The 16,087-nt window shown below is 73.4% G+C and carries 14 protein-coding genes; 12 read left to right on the top strand and 2 right to left on the bottom strand.

The window, feature by feature from the left end; translation table 11 throughout:
• The first annotated feature begins 143 nt into the window (after positions 1-143).
• The 4 genes from mfd to DKT68_RS27610 all read left to right on the top strand — a co-directional run bounded on the left by mfd (position 144) and on the right by DKT68_RS27610 (position 7,326).
• A complete protein-coding gene (gene mfd, locus DKT68_RS27625) occupies positions 144-3,785 on the top strand; it encodes a transcription-repair coupling factor (RefSeq protein ID WP_109820313.1) in 3,642 nt (1,213 codons plus the stop codon).
• A gap of 47 nt (positions 3,786-3,832) precedes the next feature.
• Positions 3,833-4,621 (top strand): SurA N-terminal domain-containing protein, encoded by a 789-nt coding sequence (locus DKT68_RS27620; RefSeq protein WP_109820312.1) that lies wholly within the window; start codon positions 3,833-3,835, stop codon positions 4,619-4,621.
• Positions 4,622-4,623: 2 nt separating this feature from the next.
• Entirely contained in the window at positions 4,624-5,610 is a 987-nt protein-coding gene (locus DKT68_RS27615) for a nucleoside triphosphate pyrophosphohydrolase (protein WP_109820311.1), read from the top strand.
• Positions 5,611-5,706: 96 nt separating this feature from the next.
• Complete coding sequence (locus DKT68_RS27610; protein WP_109820310.1) at positions 5,707-7,326, top strand: DUF885 domain-containing protein; 1,620 nt, start codon at positions 5,707-5,709, stop codon at positions 7,324-7,326.
• Between the two features lie 35 nt (positions 7,327-7,361).
• On the opposite strand, the gene nudC is transcribed toward DKT68_RS27610, so the two are convergent.
• Both nudC and DKT68_RS27600 read right to left on the bottom strand, forming a co-directional pair.
• Positions 7,362-8,228 carry an NAD(+) diphosphatase gene (gene nudC / locus DKT68_RS27605; RefSeq protein WP_109820309.1) on the bottom strand — a complete coding sequence of 289 codons (867 nt, stop codon included), beginning with the start codon at positions 8,226-8,228 and terminating at the stop codon, positions 7,362-7,364.
• Positions 8,225-8,917: a hypothetical protein gene (locus tag DKT68_RS27600; RefSeq protein ID WP_109820308.1), complete on the bottom strand. Its 693-nt coding sequence runs from the start codon at positions 8,915-8,917 to the stop codon at positions 8,225-8,227. The genes nudC and DKT68_RS27600 overlap by 4 nt, the downstream gene beginning before the upstream one ends.
• Before the next feature lie 213 nt (positions 8,918-9,130).
• Between DKT68_RS27600 and eno the strand changes: the two genes are divergently transcribed.
• From eno to DKT68_RS27560, 8 genes are all read left to right on the top strand, one after another.
• A complete protein-coding gene (eno, locus tag DKT68_RS27595) occupies positions 9,131-10,414 on the top strand; it encodes a phosphopyruvate hydratase (protein ID WP_109820307.1) in 1,284 nt (427 codons plus the stop codon).
• Positions 10,415-10,445: 31 nt separating this feature from the next.
• Positions 10,446-11,087, top strand: a complete 642-nt coding sequence (locus tag DKT68_RS27590; RefSeq protein WP_109820306.1) for an FtsB family cell division protein — start codon at positions 10,446-10,448, stop codon at positions 11,085-11,087.
• A 31-nt stretch (positions 11,088-11,118) separates the two neighbouring features.
• Positions 11,119-11,676, top strand: coding sequence for a DUF501 domain-containing protein (locus DKT68_RS27585; protein WP_109820305.1), 558 nt, complete (start codon positions 11,119-11,121; stop codon positions 11,674-11,676).
• Entirely contained in the window at positions 11,673-12,215 is a 543-nt protein-coding gene (locus tag DKT68_RS27580) for an amino-acid N-acetyltransferase (protein WP_109820304.1), read from the top strand. Before DKT68_RS27585 ends, DKT68_RS27580 begins: the two co-directional genes overlap by 4 nt.
• Positions 12,216-12,463: 248 nt before the next feature.
• Complete coding sequence (locus DKT68_RS27575) at positions 12,464-13,516, top strand: ArsR/SmtB family transcription factor (RefSeq protein ID WP_109820303.1); 1,053 nt, start codon at positions 12,464-12,466, stop codon at positions 13,514-13,516.
• Between the two features lie 22 nt (positions 13,517-13,538).
• Positions 13,539-14,468 carry a Ppx/GppA phosphatase family protein gene (locus tag DKT68_RS27570; RefSeq protein WP_109820302.1) on the top strand — a complete coding sequence of 310 codons (930 nt, stop codon included), beginning with the start codon at positions 13,539-13,541 and terminating at the stop codon, positions 14,466-14,468.
• A gap of 173 nt (positions 14,469-14,641) precedes the next feature.
• Positions 14,642-14,974 carry a PadR family transcriptional regulator gene (locus DKT68_RS27565; RefSeq protein WP_109820301.1) on the top strand — a complete coding sequence of 111 codons (333 nt, stop codon included), beginning with the start codon at positions 14,642-14,644 and terminating at the stop codon, positions 14,972-14,974.
• The gene (locus DKT68_RS27560) at positions 14,971-15,996 is read left to right on the top strand and encodes an HAAS signaling domain-containing protein (RefSeq protein WP_109820300.1); all 1,026 of its coding nucleotides are present in this window, start codon (positions 14,971-14,973) and stop codon (positions 15,994-15,996) included. The genes DKT68_RS27565 and DKT68_RS27560 overlap by 4 nt, the downstream gene beginning before the upstream one ends.
• Positions 15,997-16,087 lie beyond the last annotated feature (91 nt).

The following is a 16,087-nucleotide window of genomic DNA, read 5'->3' as shown; positions in this document are numbered from 1 at the left end:
TCCGGACGCCGCGGCCGCGCTTCGGACCTGGCCGGGGACGGGGTGGGTGTCGGTGGACGGGGATAGGCTGGTTGTCGTGCACCCCCCGTCCGACCGGACGAGGGGCAGCCGTCGTGTGCGTCGACTCCCCTGGAAGTGATCACATGCTCACCGGTCTGTTCTCCGCCGCCCTGGCCGACCCCGGGCTGGCCCGGGCGCGTGACCTGGCGCGCTCCGGTGCCGCGCAGGTCGACGGCCTCGACATCACCGCCCCACCGGCGCTGCGGCCGTTCGCGGTGGCCGCCGTCGCCGCCGACCCGGATGGTTCCGGTGGCGGGGCGGGGCGGCCCGTGCTGGCGGTGACCGCCACCACCCGCGAGGCCGACGACCTGGCCGCGGCGTTGGGCGGGCTGCTGCCGGCGGAGCAGGTGGTGGTCTTCCCCTCCTGGGAGACGCTGCCGCACGAGCGGCTCTCCCCGCGTTCGGACACCGTCGGCCGGCGACTGGCCGTGCTGCGCCGGCTGGCGCACCCCGAGTCGTCCGACGCGCACGGCAGCACCGGGCCGTTGCGGGTGGTCGTGGCCCCGGTCCGTTCGCTGCTGCAACCGCAGCTCAAGGGGCTCGGCGACCTGGAGCCGGTGCAGCTCGCCGCGGGCGAGGAGGCCGACCTGGAGGAGGTCGCCCGCCGGCTGATCGACATGGCGTACGCCCGGGTCGACCTGGTCACCAAGCGTGGCGAGTTCGCGGTGCGCGGCGGCATCCTGGACGTCTTCCCGCCCACCGACGAGCACCCGTCCCGGGTCGAGTTCTGGGGCGACGAGGTGGAGGAGATCCGCACCTTCGCCGTCGCCGACCAGCGCACCATCGAGCAGGTTCCGCTGCTCTGGGCGCCGCCCTGCCGGGAGTTGCTGCTCACCCCGTCGGTCCGCGAGCGGGCCGCCGCGCTGGCCGAGCAGCACCCCGAGTTGGCCGAGATCCTGGACAAGCTGGCCGAGGGCATCCCGGTGGAGGGCATGGAGTCGCTGGCGCCGGTGCTGGTCGGCCCCGACTCGCTGGAGCTGCTGCTGGACGCCATGCCGGCCGGCACCCACGTGCTGCTGTGCGACCCGGAGCGCATCCGCACCCGGGCGCACGACCTGGTGCGTACCTCGGAGGAGTTCCTCCAGGCCAGTTGGGCCGCCGCCGCGGTCGGGGGCCAGGCCCCGGTGGACGTCGGCGCCGCCGCCTTCCGCACCCTGGCCGAGGTGCGCGCCACCGCCGGCAAGCTCGGCCAGCCGTGGTGGACGCTGTCCCCGTTCGGCTTGGTCGAGGCGGAGGCCGCCGACACGCGGCAGCCCTGGGAGGACGCGCCGGAGCAGGCCGTCGTCACCCCGGACGATGCCATCGCGGTGACCCTTTCCGCCCAGCCGGCTCCGCTCTACCACGGCGAGACCGCCCGGGTGGTCGACGATCTCAAGCGCTGGGCCGGCGAGGGCTGGTCGATCGCGCTGGTCTTCGAGGGGCACGGCCCCGCCCAGCGCGCGGTGGAGGTGCTGCGCGACGCCGGGCTGGGCGCCCGCCTCGTCGAGGAGGTGCCGACCGCGCCCGTCCCGGGCGAGCTGGTGGTGACCTGCGGTGCGCTGGGCAGCGGGTTCGTCGATGAGGCATCCCGTTTCGTGCTGCTCACCGGCAACGACGTGACCGGCGGTCGGGGCACCTCGACGCGGGACATGCGCAAGATGCCGAGCCGGCGTCGCAACACCATCGACCCGCTGGAGCTCAAGGCCGGCGACTTCGTGGTGCACGAGCAGCACGGCATCGGCCGGTACGTCGAGCTGGTGCAGCGCACCGTCAACGGCGCCAGCCGGGAGTACCTGGTCATCGAGTACGCGGCCAGCAAGCGCGGCCAGCCCGGTGACCGGCTCTTCGTCCCCACCGACCAGCTCGACCAGCTCTCCCGTTACGTGGGCGGCGAGCAGCCGACCCTGCACAAGATGGGCGGCTCGGACTGGCAGAAGTCCAAGGCCCGGGCCCGCAAGGCGGTTCGGGAGATCGCCGCGCAGCTCATCCAGCTCTACGCCGCCCGGAAGGCGTCCAAGGGCCACTCGTTCGGCCCGGACACGCCGTGGCAGCGTGAGTTGGAGGACGCCTTCCCCTGGCAGGAGACGCCGGACCAGCTCGCGGCGATCGACGAGGTCAAGCGGGACATGGAGCAGACCGTTCCGATGGACCGGTTGATCTGCGGTGACGTCGGCTACGGCAAGACCGAGATCGCGGTCCGGGCGGCGTTCAAGGCGGTGCAGGACGGCAAGCAGGTGGCGGTGCTGGTGCCCACCACGCTGCTGGTGCAGCAGCACTACAACACGTTCGCCGAGCGGATGGGCCAGTTCCCGGTGGAGATCCGGCAGCTGTCCCGGTTCCAGACCCCGAAGGAGACCGAGCGGACGCTGGAGATGGTCGCCGACGGCACCGTCGACATCGTCATCGGCACCCACCGGCTGCTTCAGACCGCCACCCGGTTCAAGCAGCTGGGTCTGGTGGTCGTCGACGAGGAGCAGCGTTTCGGTGTCGAGCACAAGGAGCACCTGAAGACGTTGCGCGCCTCGGTGGACGTGCTGAGCATGTCGGCCACCCCGATCCCGCGCACCCTGGAGATGGCGATCACCGGCATCCGGGAGATGTCCACCATCGCCACCCCGCCGGAGGAGCGGCACCCGGTGCTCACCTTCGTCGGCGCGCAGGACGACCGGCAGGTCGCCGCGTCGATCCACCGGGAGCTGCTGCGCGACGGGCAGGTCTTCTACCTGCACAACCGGGTCGAGTCGATCGACCGGGCGGCCCGGCGGTTGCGGGAGCTGGTGCCCGAGGCGCGGGTCGCGGTGGCGCACGGCCAGATGGGCGAGGAAGCCCTGGAGAAGGTCATGGTCGGCTTCTGGGAGAAGGAGTTCGACGTCCTGGTCTGCACCACGATCGTGGAGTCCGGCATCGACATCCCCAACGCCAACACCCTGATCGTGGAACGGGCCGACCTGCTCGGCCTGGCTCAGCTGCACCAGATCCGTGGCCGGGTCGGCCGGGGCCGGGAGCGGGCGTACGCGTACTTCCTCTACCCGCCGGAGAAGCCGCTCACCGAGCACGCCCACGAGCGGCTGGCCACGATCGCCCAGCACACGGAGCTGGGCGCCGGCATGTACGTGGCGATGAAGGACCTGGAGATCCGGGGCGCCGGCAACCTGCTCGGCGGCGAACAGTCGGGGCACATCGAGGGCGTCGGCTTCGACCTGTACGTGCGGATGGTCGGCGAGGCGGTCTCCGCGTTCAAGGGCGAGCGGCCGGAGGAGGAGGCCGACGTCAAGATCGACCTGCCGGTCGACGCGCACCTGCCGCACGACTACGTGAGCGTGGAACGGTTGCGCCTGGAGATGTACCGCAAGCTCGCCGAGGCGCGCGACGAGGAGCGGCTGCGCGAGGTGGTCGCCGAGATGACCGACCGGTACGGGGAGCCGCCGGCCCCGGTGCAGAACCTGGTGGCGGTGGCCCGTTTCCGTCTGCTGGCCCGCCGGTACGGCCTGGCCGACGTGTCCATGCAGGGCAAGCACGTCCGGTTCGGGCCGCTGCCGCTGCCCGACTCGAAGCAGCTGCGGCTCAAGCGCTACCACCCGGACGCGGTCTACAAGCTGGCCACCGACCAGGTGAGCGTGCCCCGGCCGAGCACCCGTCGGGTCGGCGGCGAGCCGCTGCGCGACCAGGCGTTGCTGGAGTGGTGCGCCCAACTGCTCTCCGACGTGCTGGGCGCCCCCGCTCCGCTGGTCGGCGCGGCCGGGTGAGGTGGGGGCCGTCACAGCACGGGAGAGGGCATGAGAGAGTGACGGGCATGCGTGCTCGCCGTCTGATCGCCGCCGCCAGCGTCGCGGCTCTGGGTGTCCTCTCCCTCGCCGCCTGCGGAAAGTCCGCCCCGAACGTCGCCGCGTACGTCGGTGACACCACGTTCTCCGTGGACCGGGTGGATGCGATCTACGACGACGTGCAGGCGAAGTACGGCGAGGCGGTCCGGCAGGAGGCCGGTCAGGCGGGCGCGACGCCCGCGCCGGAGCAGTTGCGCTCCGCCGTCACCCGCCAGGACGTGGTGAACCTGCTGGTCAGCCTGGAGCTGGGCAGGCGCGTGGCGGCGGGGAAGAACCTCCAGGTGCCCGACGAGGTCACCCCGCAGCAGCTCGAGCAGAACCTGCGGGTGCCGGCCAGCACCGAGTACGCCAAGCTCTGGGGCGACTGGATCGACCTGCTCCAGGTGCTCAACCAGCAGCTTCCGCCGGCGGAGCTGAGCGACGACTCGATGATGGCCGTCTACCACGCCCTGGAGAAGACCGGGGCGATCAAGGGCGGGCTGTCGGTGGCCGAGGTCCGCCAGGCGTTCGGTGACGGTGGCTTCGTCCGCGCCGCGACCGCGCTCAGCACCGCGCTGGGCGAGGAGGCGACCAAGGTCGACGTCTCCGTCAACCCGCGCTACCAGGCGGTCGGGGTGCCGTCGGTGGTGAGCACCGGCCAGTCCCTGGTCTTCTACTCGCTGCCGTACATCAACGAGCACGGTTCGGTCACCGACATCTCCACGCCGGAGCCGCTGCCGTCGAGCGCGGCCCCGGAGGCCGAGGGCACGGCCAGCTGAGCATGACGGCACGGATCGTCCTGCTGGTCACGTCGCCCCGGCTGCCGGCCGGCCTGCTGACCTCCGCGGCCTGGGATGTCGTACGCCAGCACCCGGTGCTGACCGGCGCGGAGAGCGAGCTGACCACGGCCGTGCGCCAGGCGGGCGCCGAGGTCACCGTGGTGGACGGCCCGGCGGCGCAGCCGCTGCTGGACGCGGTGGCGGCGCACGGGGCGGCGGTCTGGCTGGCCGGGCCGGCGGGCGACGAGTCGCTGGCCCGGGAGCTGGGTCTGCGGCTGGCCCGCGAGCCGGGGTTGGCCGAGCTGGAGTTGATGTACGGCTCGTGGGACCCGCCGGGTGCCCGTTTGCTGGACGCGGTGGCTGTCATGGACCGGCTGGCCTCACCGGGCGGCGACCCGTGGAAGCGGGCGCAGACGCACCGCAGCCTCGCCGGTTACCTGCTGGAGGAGAGCTACGAGGCGTACGACGCGATCAGCGCCGGGGACACCGACGCGCTGCGCGAGGAGCTGGGTGACGTGCTGCTCCAGGTGGTGCTGCACGCCCGGCTCGCAGAGGAGCTGCCCGAGGGCGAGCGGTGGAACGTCGACGACGTGGCGGGTGGCCTGGTCGACAAGATGATCCGACGCAATCCGCACGTCTTCGCCGGCGCGGAGGCGGGCACGCTGGAGGAGATCACCGCCAACTGGGAGCGGATCAAGCGGGCCGAGAAGGCGCGCGAATCGGTGCTGGACGGGGTGGCGCTGAGCCAGCCCGCGCTCGCCCTTGCGGCGACGATCCTGGACCGCGCCGCCCGGGTGGGGCTGGCCGTCCCGCCGCCGCTGGCGGACTCCCAGGTGGACCCGGAGGCGAGGCTCGGCGCCAGCCTCCTGGCCACGGTCGCGGCGGCCCGCCAGGCCGACCTGAACCCGGAGGCCGCCCTCCGCCGCGCGACCCTGGCGTACGCCGAGGCGGTCCGCGCCGCCGAGCGCGCCACCCCGCCCGCCGAATGACGTTGATCAAGAGGTCTGCGTCACCTCCGGGCCGGATCCTGACGCAAACCTCTTGATCAACACGGCTGGCCGAGGGGCGGTCGGTAGGGTCGGGGGGTGGAAGCGTTTGGGGTTCTGGCGGAGCGGGTCGTCGAGGCGTTGCTGGAGTCGCGGCCCGGGGTCGCGACCGCGGCCGGGGACCACCGGTACGACGACCGCCTGCCGGATCTGTCGGCCGACGCACTGGCGGCCGACCGGGCCATGCTCTCCGATGCGGCGAACGCGCTGTCCGAACTGGATCCCGACTCGCTCGACGTCGAGGAGCAGGTGGACCACGCTCTGCTCACCTCCTTCGTGGACCGGGAGCTGTTCGAGCTGACCGAGATCCGGTCGCACGAGTGGGACCCGCTGCACCACAACCCCGGCCCGCTGCTGCACCCGTTGTTGGCCCGTCCGTACGCCCCGGTCGAGGTCCGGCTGACAGACCTGGCCGGCCGGCTCGCGGCCGTACCGGACGCGCTGGCGACGGCTCGCGCGACGCTGCGGGACATGCCGCGGATCCATGCGGAGACGGCGGTCGGGCAGTTCACCGGCACGGCCGCGCTGATCCGCGACGAGCTGCCGCCGCTGCTCGCCCAGGCCCCCGGCAGCCTCGACCGGGTGGAGCCGGCGGCCACCGCGGCGATCGCCGCACTGGAGGAGTTCGTCGCCTGGCTGCGCATCGGCCTGGCCGCCGACGCCGGTCCCGGTCGTGACCCCCGGCTGGGTCGTCGCCGCTGGGAGGCCCGGCTCTGGCACACCCTCGACACCGAGCTGGGCGCCGCCGAGATCCAGCGCCGCGCCTGGGCCAACCTGGACCGGGTCACCGCGGAGATCCGCGAGGCGGCGGTCGAGCTGGTCGGCGGCCCGGCCGACGACGCGGCGGTCCGCCGGGCGCTGGACGTGCTCGCCGCCGAGCACCCGGACGACGCGACCATCGTCGAGCTGGCCGGGGTCACCCTGGACGAGGCGACCGACTTCGTCCGGGCGCACGACCTGGTCAGCCTGGTCGACGACCGGTGCGTGATCCAGGAGATGCCGGAGTTCGCCCGGGGCGTCGCGGTGGCGTACTGCGACTCGCCCGGCCCGCTGGAGACCGCGGCCCTGCCGACCTTCTACTGCATCGCGCCCACCCCGACGGAGTGGCCCGCGCACCGGGTCGAGTCGTTCTACCGCGAGTACAACGACCACATGATCCGCAACCTGACCGTGCACGAGGCGATGCCCGGGCACTTCCTCCAGCTCGCCCACGCCCGCCGCTATGTCGGCGGCACCCGGGTCCGGGCGCTGGCCGAGTCCGGCCCGTTCATCGAGGGCTGGGCCGTGTACGCCGAGGAGCTGATGGCCGGGCTCGGCTTCGGTGGCCTGCCGGTGCGGTTGCAGCAGCTCAAGATGCAGCTACGGATGACCATCAACGCGCTGCTCGATCAGCTGGTGCACGCCGAGGGCCTGCCCGAGGCCGAGGCGATGGCGCTGATGACCGGTCGCGGCTTCCAGGAGGAGGGTGAGGCGGCCGGCAAGTGGCGCCGGTCGCTGCTCACGTCCACCCAGCTCTCCACCTACTTCGTCGGGTACAGCGAGGTGGCGGAGATCGCCGCCGCCCGCCCCGACGGGGTGTCGGTGCGCGACTGGCACGACGCGATGCTCGCCCACGACTGCCCGCCCCCGCGCCATCTGCGCACCTTGCTGGACGTCTGAGGAACGCCCGCGCGCCACCCGGCCTGACATGCGGGTCACCGTCGTGCGGCGGTCACCGTCGCGTCGATCAGCCAGCGCGAGATGGAGTACGCGGGCGGCAGTTCCGCCGGCAGCGCGTCCAGGCCGAACCAGCGGGCCTGGGTCAGCTCCCGGCCGTCGACCACCGGCTCGGCGTGCGGGTCGGCGGCGCGGGCGGTGAAGCCGGCGAGCAGCACCCCGGGGCCGGAGATGGCCCACGGCTGGCTGCCGAAGTAGGCCGGCCGGTCGATGCGCAGCCCGACCTCCTCGCCGACCTCCCGGTGCACGGCCGCCTCCAGCGTCTCGCCGGCCTCGACGAAGCCGGCCACCAGTGCCCACAGCCCGGTCGGGCCGGTGGCGTGCCGGACCAGCAGCAGCTCGTCGGGGCCATGGGCCGGGGCGGGTCGGGTGATCGCCACCAGCACCGCGGCGGAGAGCTGCATCGGGACGTACAGGCCGCAGTCGGGGCAGCGGCGGGAGGTCTCGCCGGGCTGGTCGGTCAGCTCGGCCCGGCAGGCGCCGCACCACCGGTGGGTACGCCGCCAGGTGACGACGGCCAACGCCCGGCCGGCCAGCGTGGCGAGCGGTTCGGGCACCTCGGCGGCGAGCGACGCCCAGCCGCGTGCCCGGCCGGGGACCTCGTCGGCCGTGGCCAGGTCGGTGGCCCACGCGGGCACGCCGTCGAGGGTGCCCAGCGGGACCCAGCGGGTGTCGGCGGGCAGGTCGCCGACCCGGGCCACCGTCCCGTCGGCGTTGGTCAGCAGCTTTGCGCCGACCACCGGCAGGGCGAGGTCGCTGGGCACGGGTGGGCGGCCGAGGTCGGCGCCCGGCTGGAAACCGGCGCGCTGCGCGGCGGGTGCGCTCCCGGCGGCCGGGCCGGTCACGAGCCGCCCGGCCGGCGGTCCACCACGCCGGCGCCGGCGGGCGGGTCGAACGCGTCCTGCTCCACGGTGTCGGAGTAGCGGCTCAGCGCCAGCTCGGCCGGCTTGCCGTCGACCGGCCCGGTGAAGCTGCCGAGCACACCCTCGGTGGTCACGCAGGCGGTGAAGTCGCCGTCCGACCGCTGCACCTCGACGCAGGTGGCGTGTCGACCGGCGACGCTGGTGTCGCTCTGCTTGATGACCGCCTGCGGGTCGAGCGCGGCGGCGGTCAGCATCCCGACCACCACCGGCGGGGTGACGAGGCCCTGCCGGTTCGCCTCGGCGAAGAGCGCCACGGTGGGCTTGGTGCCCGGGGTCGGCGGCGTCACCAGCGTGCACGCCGTACGGCCACCGGCCGCCGTGCACCGGGTGACCGCCTCCGGGGTGACGGTGAGCCGCCCACCGGGGTAGGTGTACGCGGAGCGGGTCGGATCCTGCGCCTGCACGATCTCGGCGCGTTCCCCGCCCGGGAGCTGGTACTCGGCCGAGTAGGTCAGCTCGAGCGCCCGGTCGAGCCGGGCGGCGAGGTCGTTGACGAGGTCGGAGCGGCCCATGGCGCGTCCGGCGTCCTCGAATGTCTGACAGCCGGTGACCGTGAGCGACGCGATGACCGACACGGCGAGCATGCGGAGGGTGGTCGAGGCGGCGGGCATGGCGACCAGCCTGGTCGATCGGGTCCGCGCAGCGCAAACCCGTTGCCGGTTGAGGCCGGGAAATCCGGGAATGTCCGTCAGCGCGGGGCGACTCGGGTGCGCGGGCGACGCCGTGCCCGTTCCTGCGGCCCGATACGCTGCGTTCAACACCTGCCTCAGCCGCACCGTCGCGGCCCACCCACGGACCGGATAACAACAACGAGGAGCGACTCAGTGGCAACCATCGAGGGAATCGTCGCCCGGGAGATTCTCGACTCGCGGGGCAACCCGACGGTCGAGGTCGAGGTCGGCCTGGACGACGGCACGGTGGCCCGCGCCGCCGTGCCCTCCGGCGCCTCCACCGGCGCCTTCGAGGCGATCGAGCTGCGCGACGGTGACGACGACCGCTACCAGGGCAAGGGCGTGGAGAAGGCGGTCTCCAACGTCGAAGACAGGATCGTCGACCAGATCATCGGGTACGAGGCCAGCGAGCAGCGCCTGATCGACCGGAAGATGCTCGACATCGACGGCACCGACAGCAAGTCGGAGCTGGGCGCCAACGCCATCCTCGGCGTCTCCCTCGCGGTGGCGAAGGCCGCCGCCGGCAGCGCGGAGCTGAGCCTCTTCCGCTACCTGGGCGGCCCGAACGCGCACCTCCTGCCGGTGCCGATGATGAACATCCTCAATGGTGGTGCGCACGCCGACTCCAACGTCGACATCCAGGAGTTCATGGTCGCGCCGATCGGCGCGCCCACCTTCCGTGAGGCGCTGCGCTCCGGCGCGGAGGTCTACCACGCGCTGAAGTCGGTGTTGAAGAAGAAGGGCCTGTCGACCGGGCTGGGCGACGAGGGTGGCTTCGCGCCGAACCTGCCGACCAACGCCGCCGCGCTGGACCTGATCGCCGAGGCGGTCGAGAAGGCCGGCTACCGGCTCGGGACCGACATCGTGTTCGCGCTCGACGTGGCGGCGACGGAGTTCTTCGACAACGGCACCTACACCTTCGAGGGCACCCCGAAGTCCGCCGAGGAGATGAGCACCTACTACACCAAGCTGGCCGACGAGTACCCGATCGTGTCGATCGAGGACCCGCTGGCGGAGGACGACTGGACCGGCTGGCAGACGCTGACCGCCTCGATCGGCGACCGGGTGCAGATCGTCGGTGACGACCTCTTCGTGACCAACCCGCAGCGCATCGCCCGCGGCATCGCGGAGAAGGCGGCGAACGCGGTCCTGGTGAAGGTCAACCAGATCGGTTCGCTGACCGAGACGCTGGACGCGGTGGACCTGGCCCACCGGGCCGGCTTCAAGTGCATGATGAGCCACCGTTCCGGCGAGACCGAGGACACCACGATCGCCGACCTGGCGGTGGCCACCGGCTGCGGTCAGATCAAGACCGGCGCGCCGGCCCGCTCGGACCGGGTCGCGAAGTACAACCAGCTGCTCCGGATCGAGGAGGAGCTGGCCGACGCGGCGCGCTACGCCGGCGCCGGCGCGTTCCCGCGCTACCGTTCGGCCTGAGACCGGCGAGCCTCGGGGGAGGGGTGTGACGATGCAGCAGCGCCGCACACCGGGTGGTCAGCGTCCCGCCCGCCGGCCGGGTCAGTCCGGCCGGCCGGGTGGTGGGCGGGCCACGCGGGGATCGGTCCGGGAGACCGGCGTACGCGCCGAGCCGCGGGGCGCCGCGGGTCGGGCGCCGGGCGCGGCCCGGGGCGCCGAGGGGGTCCGCTCCGCGAACCGTCCGGCCGCGGCCCGGCGTACCGCCGCCGGTGGCGCCGTCAAGCGTCTCGCCGCACCCCACCCCCGTGGCCTCACGGGCCGGGCCACCGTCCTGTTCGCGGTGCTGATCGCGCTCGCCCTGGCCTACACCTATCCGGTCCGGGTCTACCTGGACCAGCAGGCCGACATCGAGCGGATGGAGGCGGCACAGGCGGCGCAGGAAGAGGAGATCGCCAAACTTGCCGCCGAGGCCGCCAACTGGAAGGACCCGGCGTACATCGAGACCAAGGCCCGGGAACGGTTCTTCATGGGCCGGCCGGGCGAGAAGATGATGGTGGTGCTGCACGACCCGGAGGGCGCTGCCCGGGACGCCGGGAAGCCGGCCGGGCCGGCCGCCCCGGCCGGGCCGGTCACCTGGTACGACACGCTCTGGTCGAGCGTCCAGGCGGCGGACAGCCAGCAGCCGGGCAAGTGAGCCACCGACCAGCACCAGGAGAGATGGCACCGTGACTGTCGCACCACCGCCGGAGCCGGCGGCGGATTCCGTACCCCTGCCGCACCGTGCGCCGGCCACCGAGGCCGACCTGGCCGCGGTGGGCGCGCAGCTCGGCCGTACGCCCCGGGGGACCCGGGCGGTGGCGCACCGCTGCCCGTGCGGCCTGCCGGACGTGGTGGAGACGACGCCGCGCCTCGCCGACGGCACTCCCTTCCCGACGCTGTACTACCTGACCTGCCCCCGGGCCACCGCGGCGTGCAGCCGGCTGGAGTCGGCCGGGTTGATGAAGGAGATGGCCGACCGGCTGTCGACAGATCCCGAGCTGGCCGCCCACTACCGGGCGGCGCACGAGGACTACCTCACGCGCCGGGAGGCGATCGGCGAGGTGCCGGAGATCGCCGGCATCTCGGCCGGCGGCATGCCGGGCCGGGTGAAGTGCCTGCACGTGCACCTGGGGCACGCGCTGGGTGCGGGCCCCGGGGTGAACCCGTTCGGCGACGAGACGCTGGAGCTGGTCGAGCCCTGGTGGACGGCCGGCCCGTGCGTGGACGTGCCGGCGGGCGAGTGAGCGCCGACGCCGGGTCCTCGGCGCCGGTCGCCGAGGGCCAGATCCTGGTGCGGCGGGCCCGTACGGGCGACGTGCGGGGCATCCGGCGGCTGGTCGACACGTACACCGACGACCGGCGGCTGCTGAGCAAGGCCACCGTCACCCTCTACGAGGACGTGCAGGAGTTCCGGGTGGCGGTCCGGGCCGAGGACGACGCCGTGGTGGGCTGCGGCGCGCTGCACGTGATGTGGGAGGACCTGGCCGAGATCCGTACGGTGGCGGTGGATCCGTCCTGCCGGGGTCGGCGGATCGGGCAGCGCCTGGTGGGTGAGCTGATCGACGCGGCCCGGGAGCTGGGCGTGGCGCGCATCTTCGTGCTCACCTTCGAGACCCGGTTCTTCGCCTCGTTCGGGTTCCGGGCGATCGACGGCGCGCCGGTGCCGCAGCGGGTGTACGAGCAGCTGCTGCGTTCGTACGACGAGGGTGTCGCGGAGTTCCTGGACCTGGAGCGGGTCAAGCCGAACACGCTGGGCAACACGCGGATGCTGCTGCGGCTGTAGTCAGGGCCGGCGCGGGTGGCTGGCGAAGAGCTCCCAGATCAGATTCGACGCCAGGCGTTGGGCGACGGGGTCGACGAGGGTCGCCCCCGCTCACCGCGCGCCGCGACCACGACGATCAGGCAGAGTCCGTCAACACCGCCATCGTCCGTCGCACGCTCGCCCCCTCGTCGACCCGCCGTCCACCCTGGAGGTGTTCCACGTGCGGATCAACCCTTTCGGTTCAGGGCGAAGGCGGGCAGGCTTGGGCCATGCTTCACCTCCAGCTCGGCGCGGCGGACCTGTGCCGGGTGCGGTTCGCCGACCGGCTGCACCCGGTCGGGACCGCGCTGCTGGCCGGGCAGTGGCTGCGTGATCCGACGGTCGCGGTGATGGCGCCGTCCCTGGCCGAGCGGGCAGCGGCTGTCGAGGCTGACGGCGCCGCCCAGGCCGCCACCGCGATCCTGCGGCACCTGCTGCCCGACCGGGGGCGTCTGCCGGATTTCGTCACCCCGTGGGACGGCCTGGAGTCGGTGGCGGCGGGTCTCGAGGCGATCCGGGCCACCCCGGCGCGGCGGGTCCGGGCCGAGGTCACCGCGTCGTACGCCGATGCGGCCCCCAGCCCGCTGCGGCGGCGGTTCGCGGCGGCCGACCCGGAGGTGCTGGACCTGTTCGGCGGGGCCGTTCGCACCTGGTTCGATGCCGTCCTGGCACCGCACTGGCCCGATCTGGTGGCAGCGCACCGCCAGCAGGTGACCTGCGCCAGCCAGCGGTTGGCGCGGCACGGCCTGGCCGGCCTCCTCGAGGGTCTGCATCCGGCGATCCGGTGGCGGGAGCCGGTACTGGAGGTGCGGACCTGGTGGCACGGGGAGTTGACCGGCACCGGGCACGGGCTCATCCTGCTGCCCTCCCCGTTGGCCGGTCCCCGCCCCCGGGTGCTGGTGGAGCCGGGTCGCCCGATCCTGCTCGTCTACCCGGCGCCGATGCCTCGCCCGGCCGCCTCCGCGGGGGTCGACTCCCTCGGGCGGTTGCTCGGCACCACTCGGGCGCTGGTGCTCCGCCGGCTCGCCGGTGATGGCGAGTTGACCACGACGATGCTGGCCCGGGCCGTCGGGATCAGTCTCTCCTCGACGTCGGAGCACGCCACCGCGCTGCGGTCGGCCGGGCTGATCGCCAGCGAACGGGACGGCGGCGCCGTTCGGCACCAGCTGACACCGCTCGGTGCTCACCTGCTGGGTGCGGGCCCGGAGGCGTCGATGCCATACTCCTCCGCGGCGTGGCCCTCCGTCGGCCAGGCAGCGGGGCGACCGCCCGCCCTGCCGTAAGGTTGCTGCCGTGACGACGCGTGTGGCGGCCATCGACTGCGGAACCAACTCGATCCGACTGCTGGTCGCCGACCTGCCCGGGGAGTCGGCCGGGTCGCAGGCTCCGCTGACCGACGTGACCCGGCGGATGGAGATCGTCCGGCTGGGGCAGGGCGTGGACCGGACGGGCCGGCTGGCGCCGGAGGCGATCGAGCGGACCCGGGTGGCGCTGGCGTCGTACGCCGCCGACATCGAGAAGCTCGGTGCGGAGCGGGTGCGGATGTGCGCGACGTCGGCCTCCCGGGACGCGGCCAACGCCGCCGACTTCACGGAGATGGTGCAGCACACCCTCGGGGTCGCGCCCGAGGTGGTCAGTGGTGACGAGGAGGCGCGGCTCTCCTTCACCGGCGCGGTGCGTGGCCTTCCCACCGACGCGAAGGAGCCGTTGCTGGTCGTCGACATCGGCGGCGGCTCCACGGAGTTCGTGGTCGGTGACCGGGCCGGCGGCGTACGCGCGGCGATCTCGGTGGACATCGGCTGCGTCCGGATGACCGAGCGACACCTGCCGGGCGACCCGCCGACGCCGGAGCAGATCGCCGCCGCGCAGGCCGACATCGCCGCGGCGGTGGACCGGGCGCTCGCGGTGGTGCCCGGCCGGGAGGCGGCCACCCTGGTCGGTCTCGCCGGGTCGGTCACGACCATCGTCGCCATCGCCCAGGACCTGCGGGAGTACGACCCGGAGCGGATCCACCACGCCCGGGTGTCGTACGAGGCGGTGGCCCAGGTGACCGCGGACCTGTTGAGCCGGACCAGCGAGCAGCGGTTGGCGATCCCGGTGATGCACCCGGGTCGGGCCGACGTGATCGGCGCGGGCGCGTTGGTGCTCCGCGTGATCATGGAGCGGGCCGGGATGCCGTCGGTGGTCGCCTCCGAGCACGACATCCTCGACGGCATCGCCTGGAGTCTGCGGTAGTCCCGCACCTACCGCGTCGGACGCTGCGACAACATTCCGGTAAGCGCTGCCTCGCGCGTCGCGGAGGCGGCGCTTGTCCCTGAGGTGCGCCCGAGACGCGACGGGTGGGGCGGGGCAGCGATGTCGGCGGGTTCCGTTGACGCTACTTCGCATTGCGCACTAGTGTGCAATGCGTGGACACCACACAGTTGCTGAAGGGCGTGCTCGATCTCGCCGTCCTGGCCGTGCTCCGGGAGGAGGACGGCTACGGCTACGACATCCTGCGCCGCCTCCGGGAGGCCGGGCTGGAGGAGGTCGGCGACGCGTCGGTCTACGGCACGCTGCGCCGCCTCTTCGCCGCCGGCCTGCTCACCACCTACGTCGTGCCGAGCGAATCCGGGCCGCACCGCAAGTACTACTCACTCAACGCCGCCGGGCGTGACCAGTTGACCCGCTCCGGCAAGCTCTGGCGCTCGTTCGCCACCACCATGGACAGTCTGCTCGACGATCGGGGGCTGGCGGCATGACCGTCACGGAGCAGGAGATCACCGACTACGTGGCGCGGGTCCGGGCGGCTCTGGCCGACCTGCCGCCCGCCCGACGCGACGAACTGACCGAGGACCTGCCCGACCACCTCGCCGAGGTGGCCGCGGAGGCCCACGGCACGCTGGTCGAGCGGCTGGGCGAGCCCGAGGCGTACGCCGCCGAGCTGCGCGCCGCAGCCGGCGCCCCGGCCAGCGGCCGCAACCTGGACCAGCGGGTGGCCGCCGCGGTGGTACGCGCCCGGGGCCGGCTGCGGACGATCGACACCCGACTCGGCCCGCCACTGGGATACGAGACGGCCAGCGACTTCCTCCGGCTGCTGCGGCCCGGCTGGTGGGTGCTGCGCGGCTACCTGGCGGCCATGCTGGTCACGGTGATCACCACCGGCGGCAGCTTCGGTCTGCTGCCCCGGTTCGGCGGCGAACTGCTCGCCGGCCTGATCATGCTGGGCGGTTTCCTGCTCGCCTCCATCTGGATCGGTCGTCGCTCCACGCGGCTGCGCCGGTGGCCGCGCTGGGCGTTGCACGCCGGCAGCGTGGTGCTCGTCGTCTTCGCCTTCGCCGCCCTGGTCCAGGCGGAGGACCGGATGCGCTACGACGACTACAGCTACGGCCCGACCGCGGTCGACAGCCAGTACGAGCAGGTCCGGGACGTCTTCGTCTACGACAGCGAGGGTCGGTTGGTGGAGAACGCCCGGCTCTTCGACCAGAACGGCGACCCGATCCGGCTCGGCTATCCGGACTGCGCGGACCCGGCCGACATCTACGGCAAGCCGCTGCTGCGGCCGTACCCGTACTGCCCGGACCAGGCGCCCTTCGGGCCGCGGGCCCCGGGCGTGCCCGTCCCGCCCGCCGCACCCACCACGGCGCCCACCACGAGCCCGGAGCCGACGACGACACCCGAGCCGACCACGACACCGGTGCCGACCGGGACGGCGACCGGTCAGCCCACGGTGGGCCCGACCGCGACGCCCAGCGGCGTGCCGAGCCCCTCCGCGACGGGCTGAACGAGGGTGTGAACCACGTCATGCGGAGAAGCCTGGGAAATAGCTGAACGGACGAGGCGAGCGGGACGACGCCAGAAATCAATGATCGTTA

It is taken from the genome of Micromonospora acroterricola, assembly GCF_003172955.1.
Classification (GTDB): domain Bacteria; phylum Actinomycetota; class Actinomycetes; order Mycobacteriales; family Micromonosporaceae; genus Micromonospora; species Micromonospora acroterricola.
Note: the sequence above shows the minus strand (reverse complement) of the source record. Positions and strands in the feature narration are given on the sequence as shown.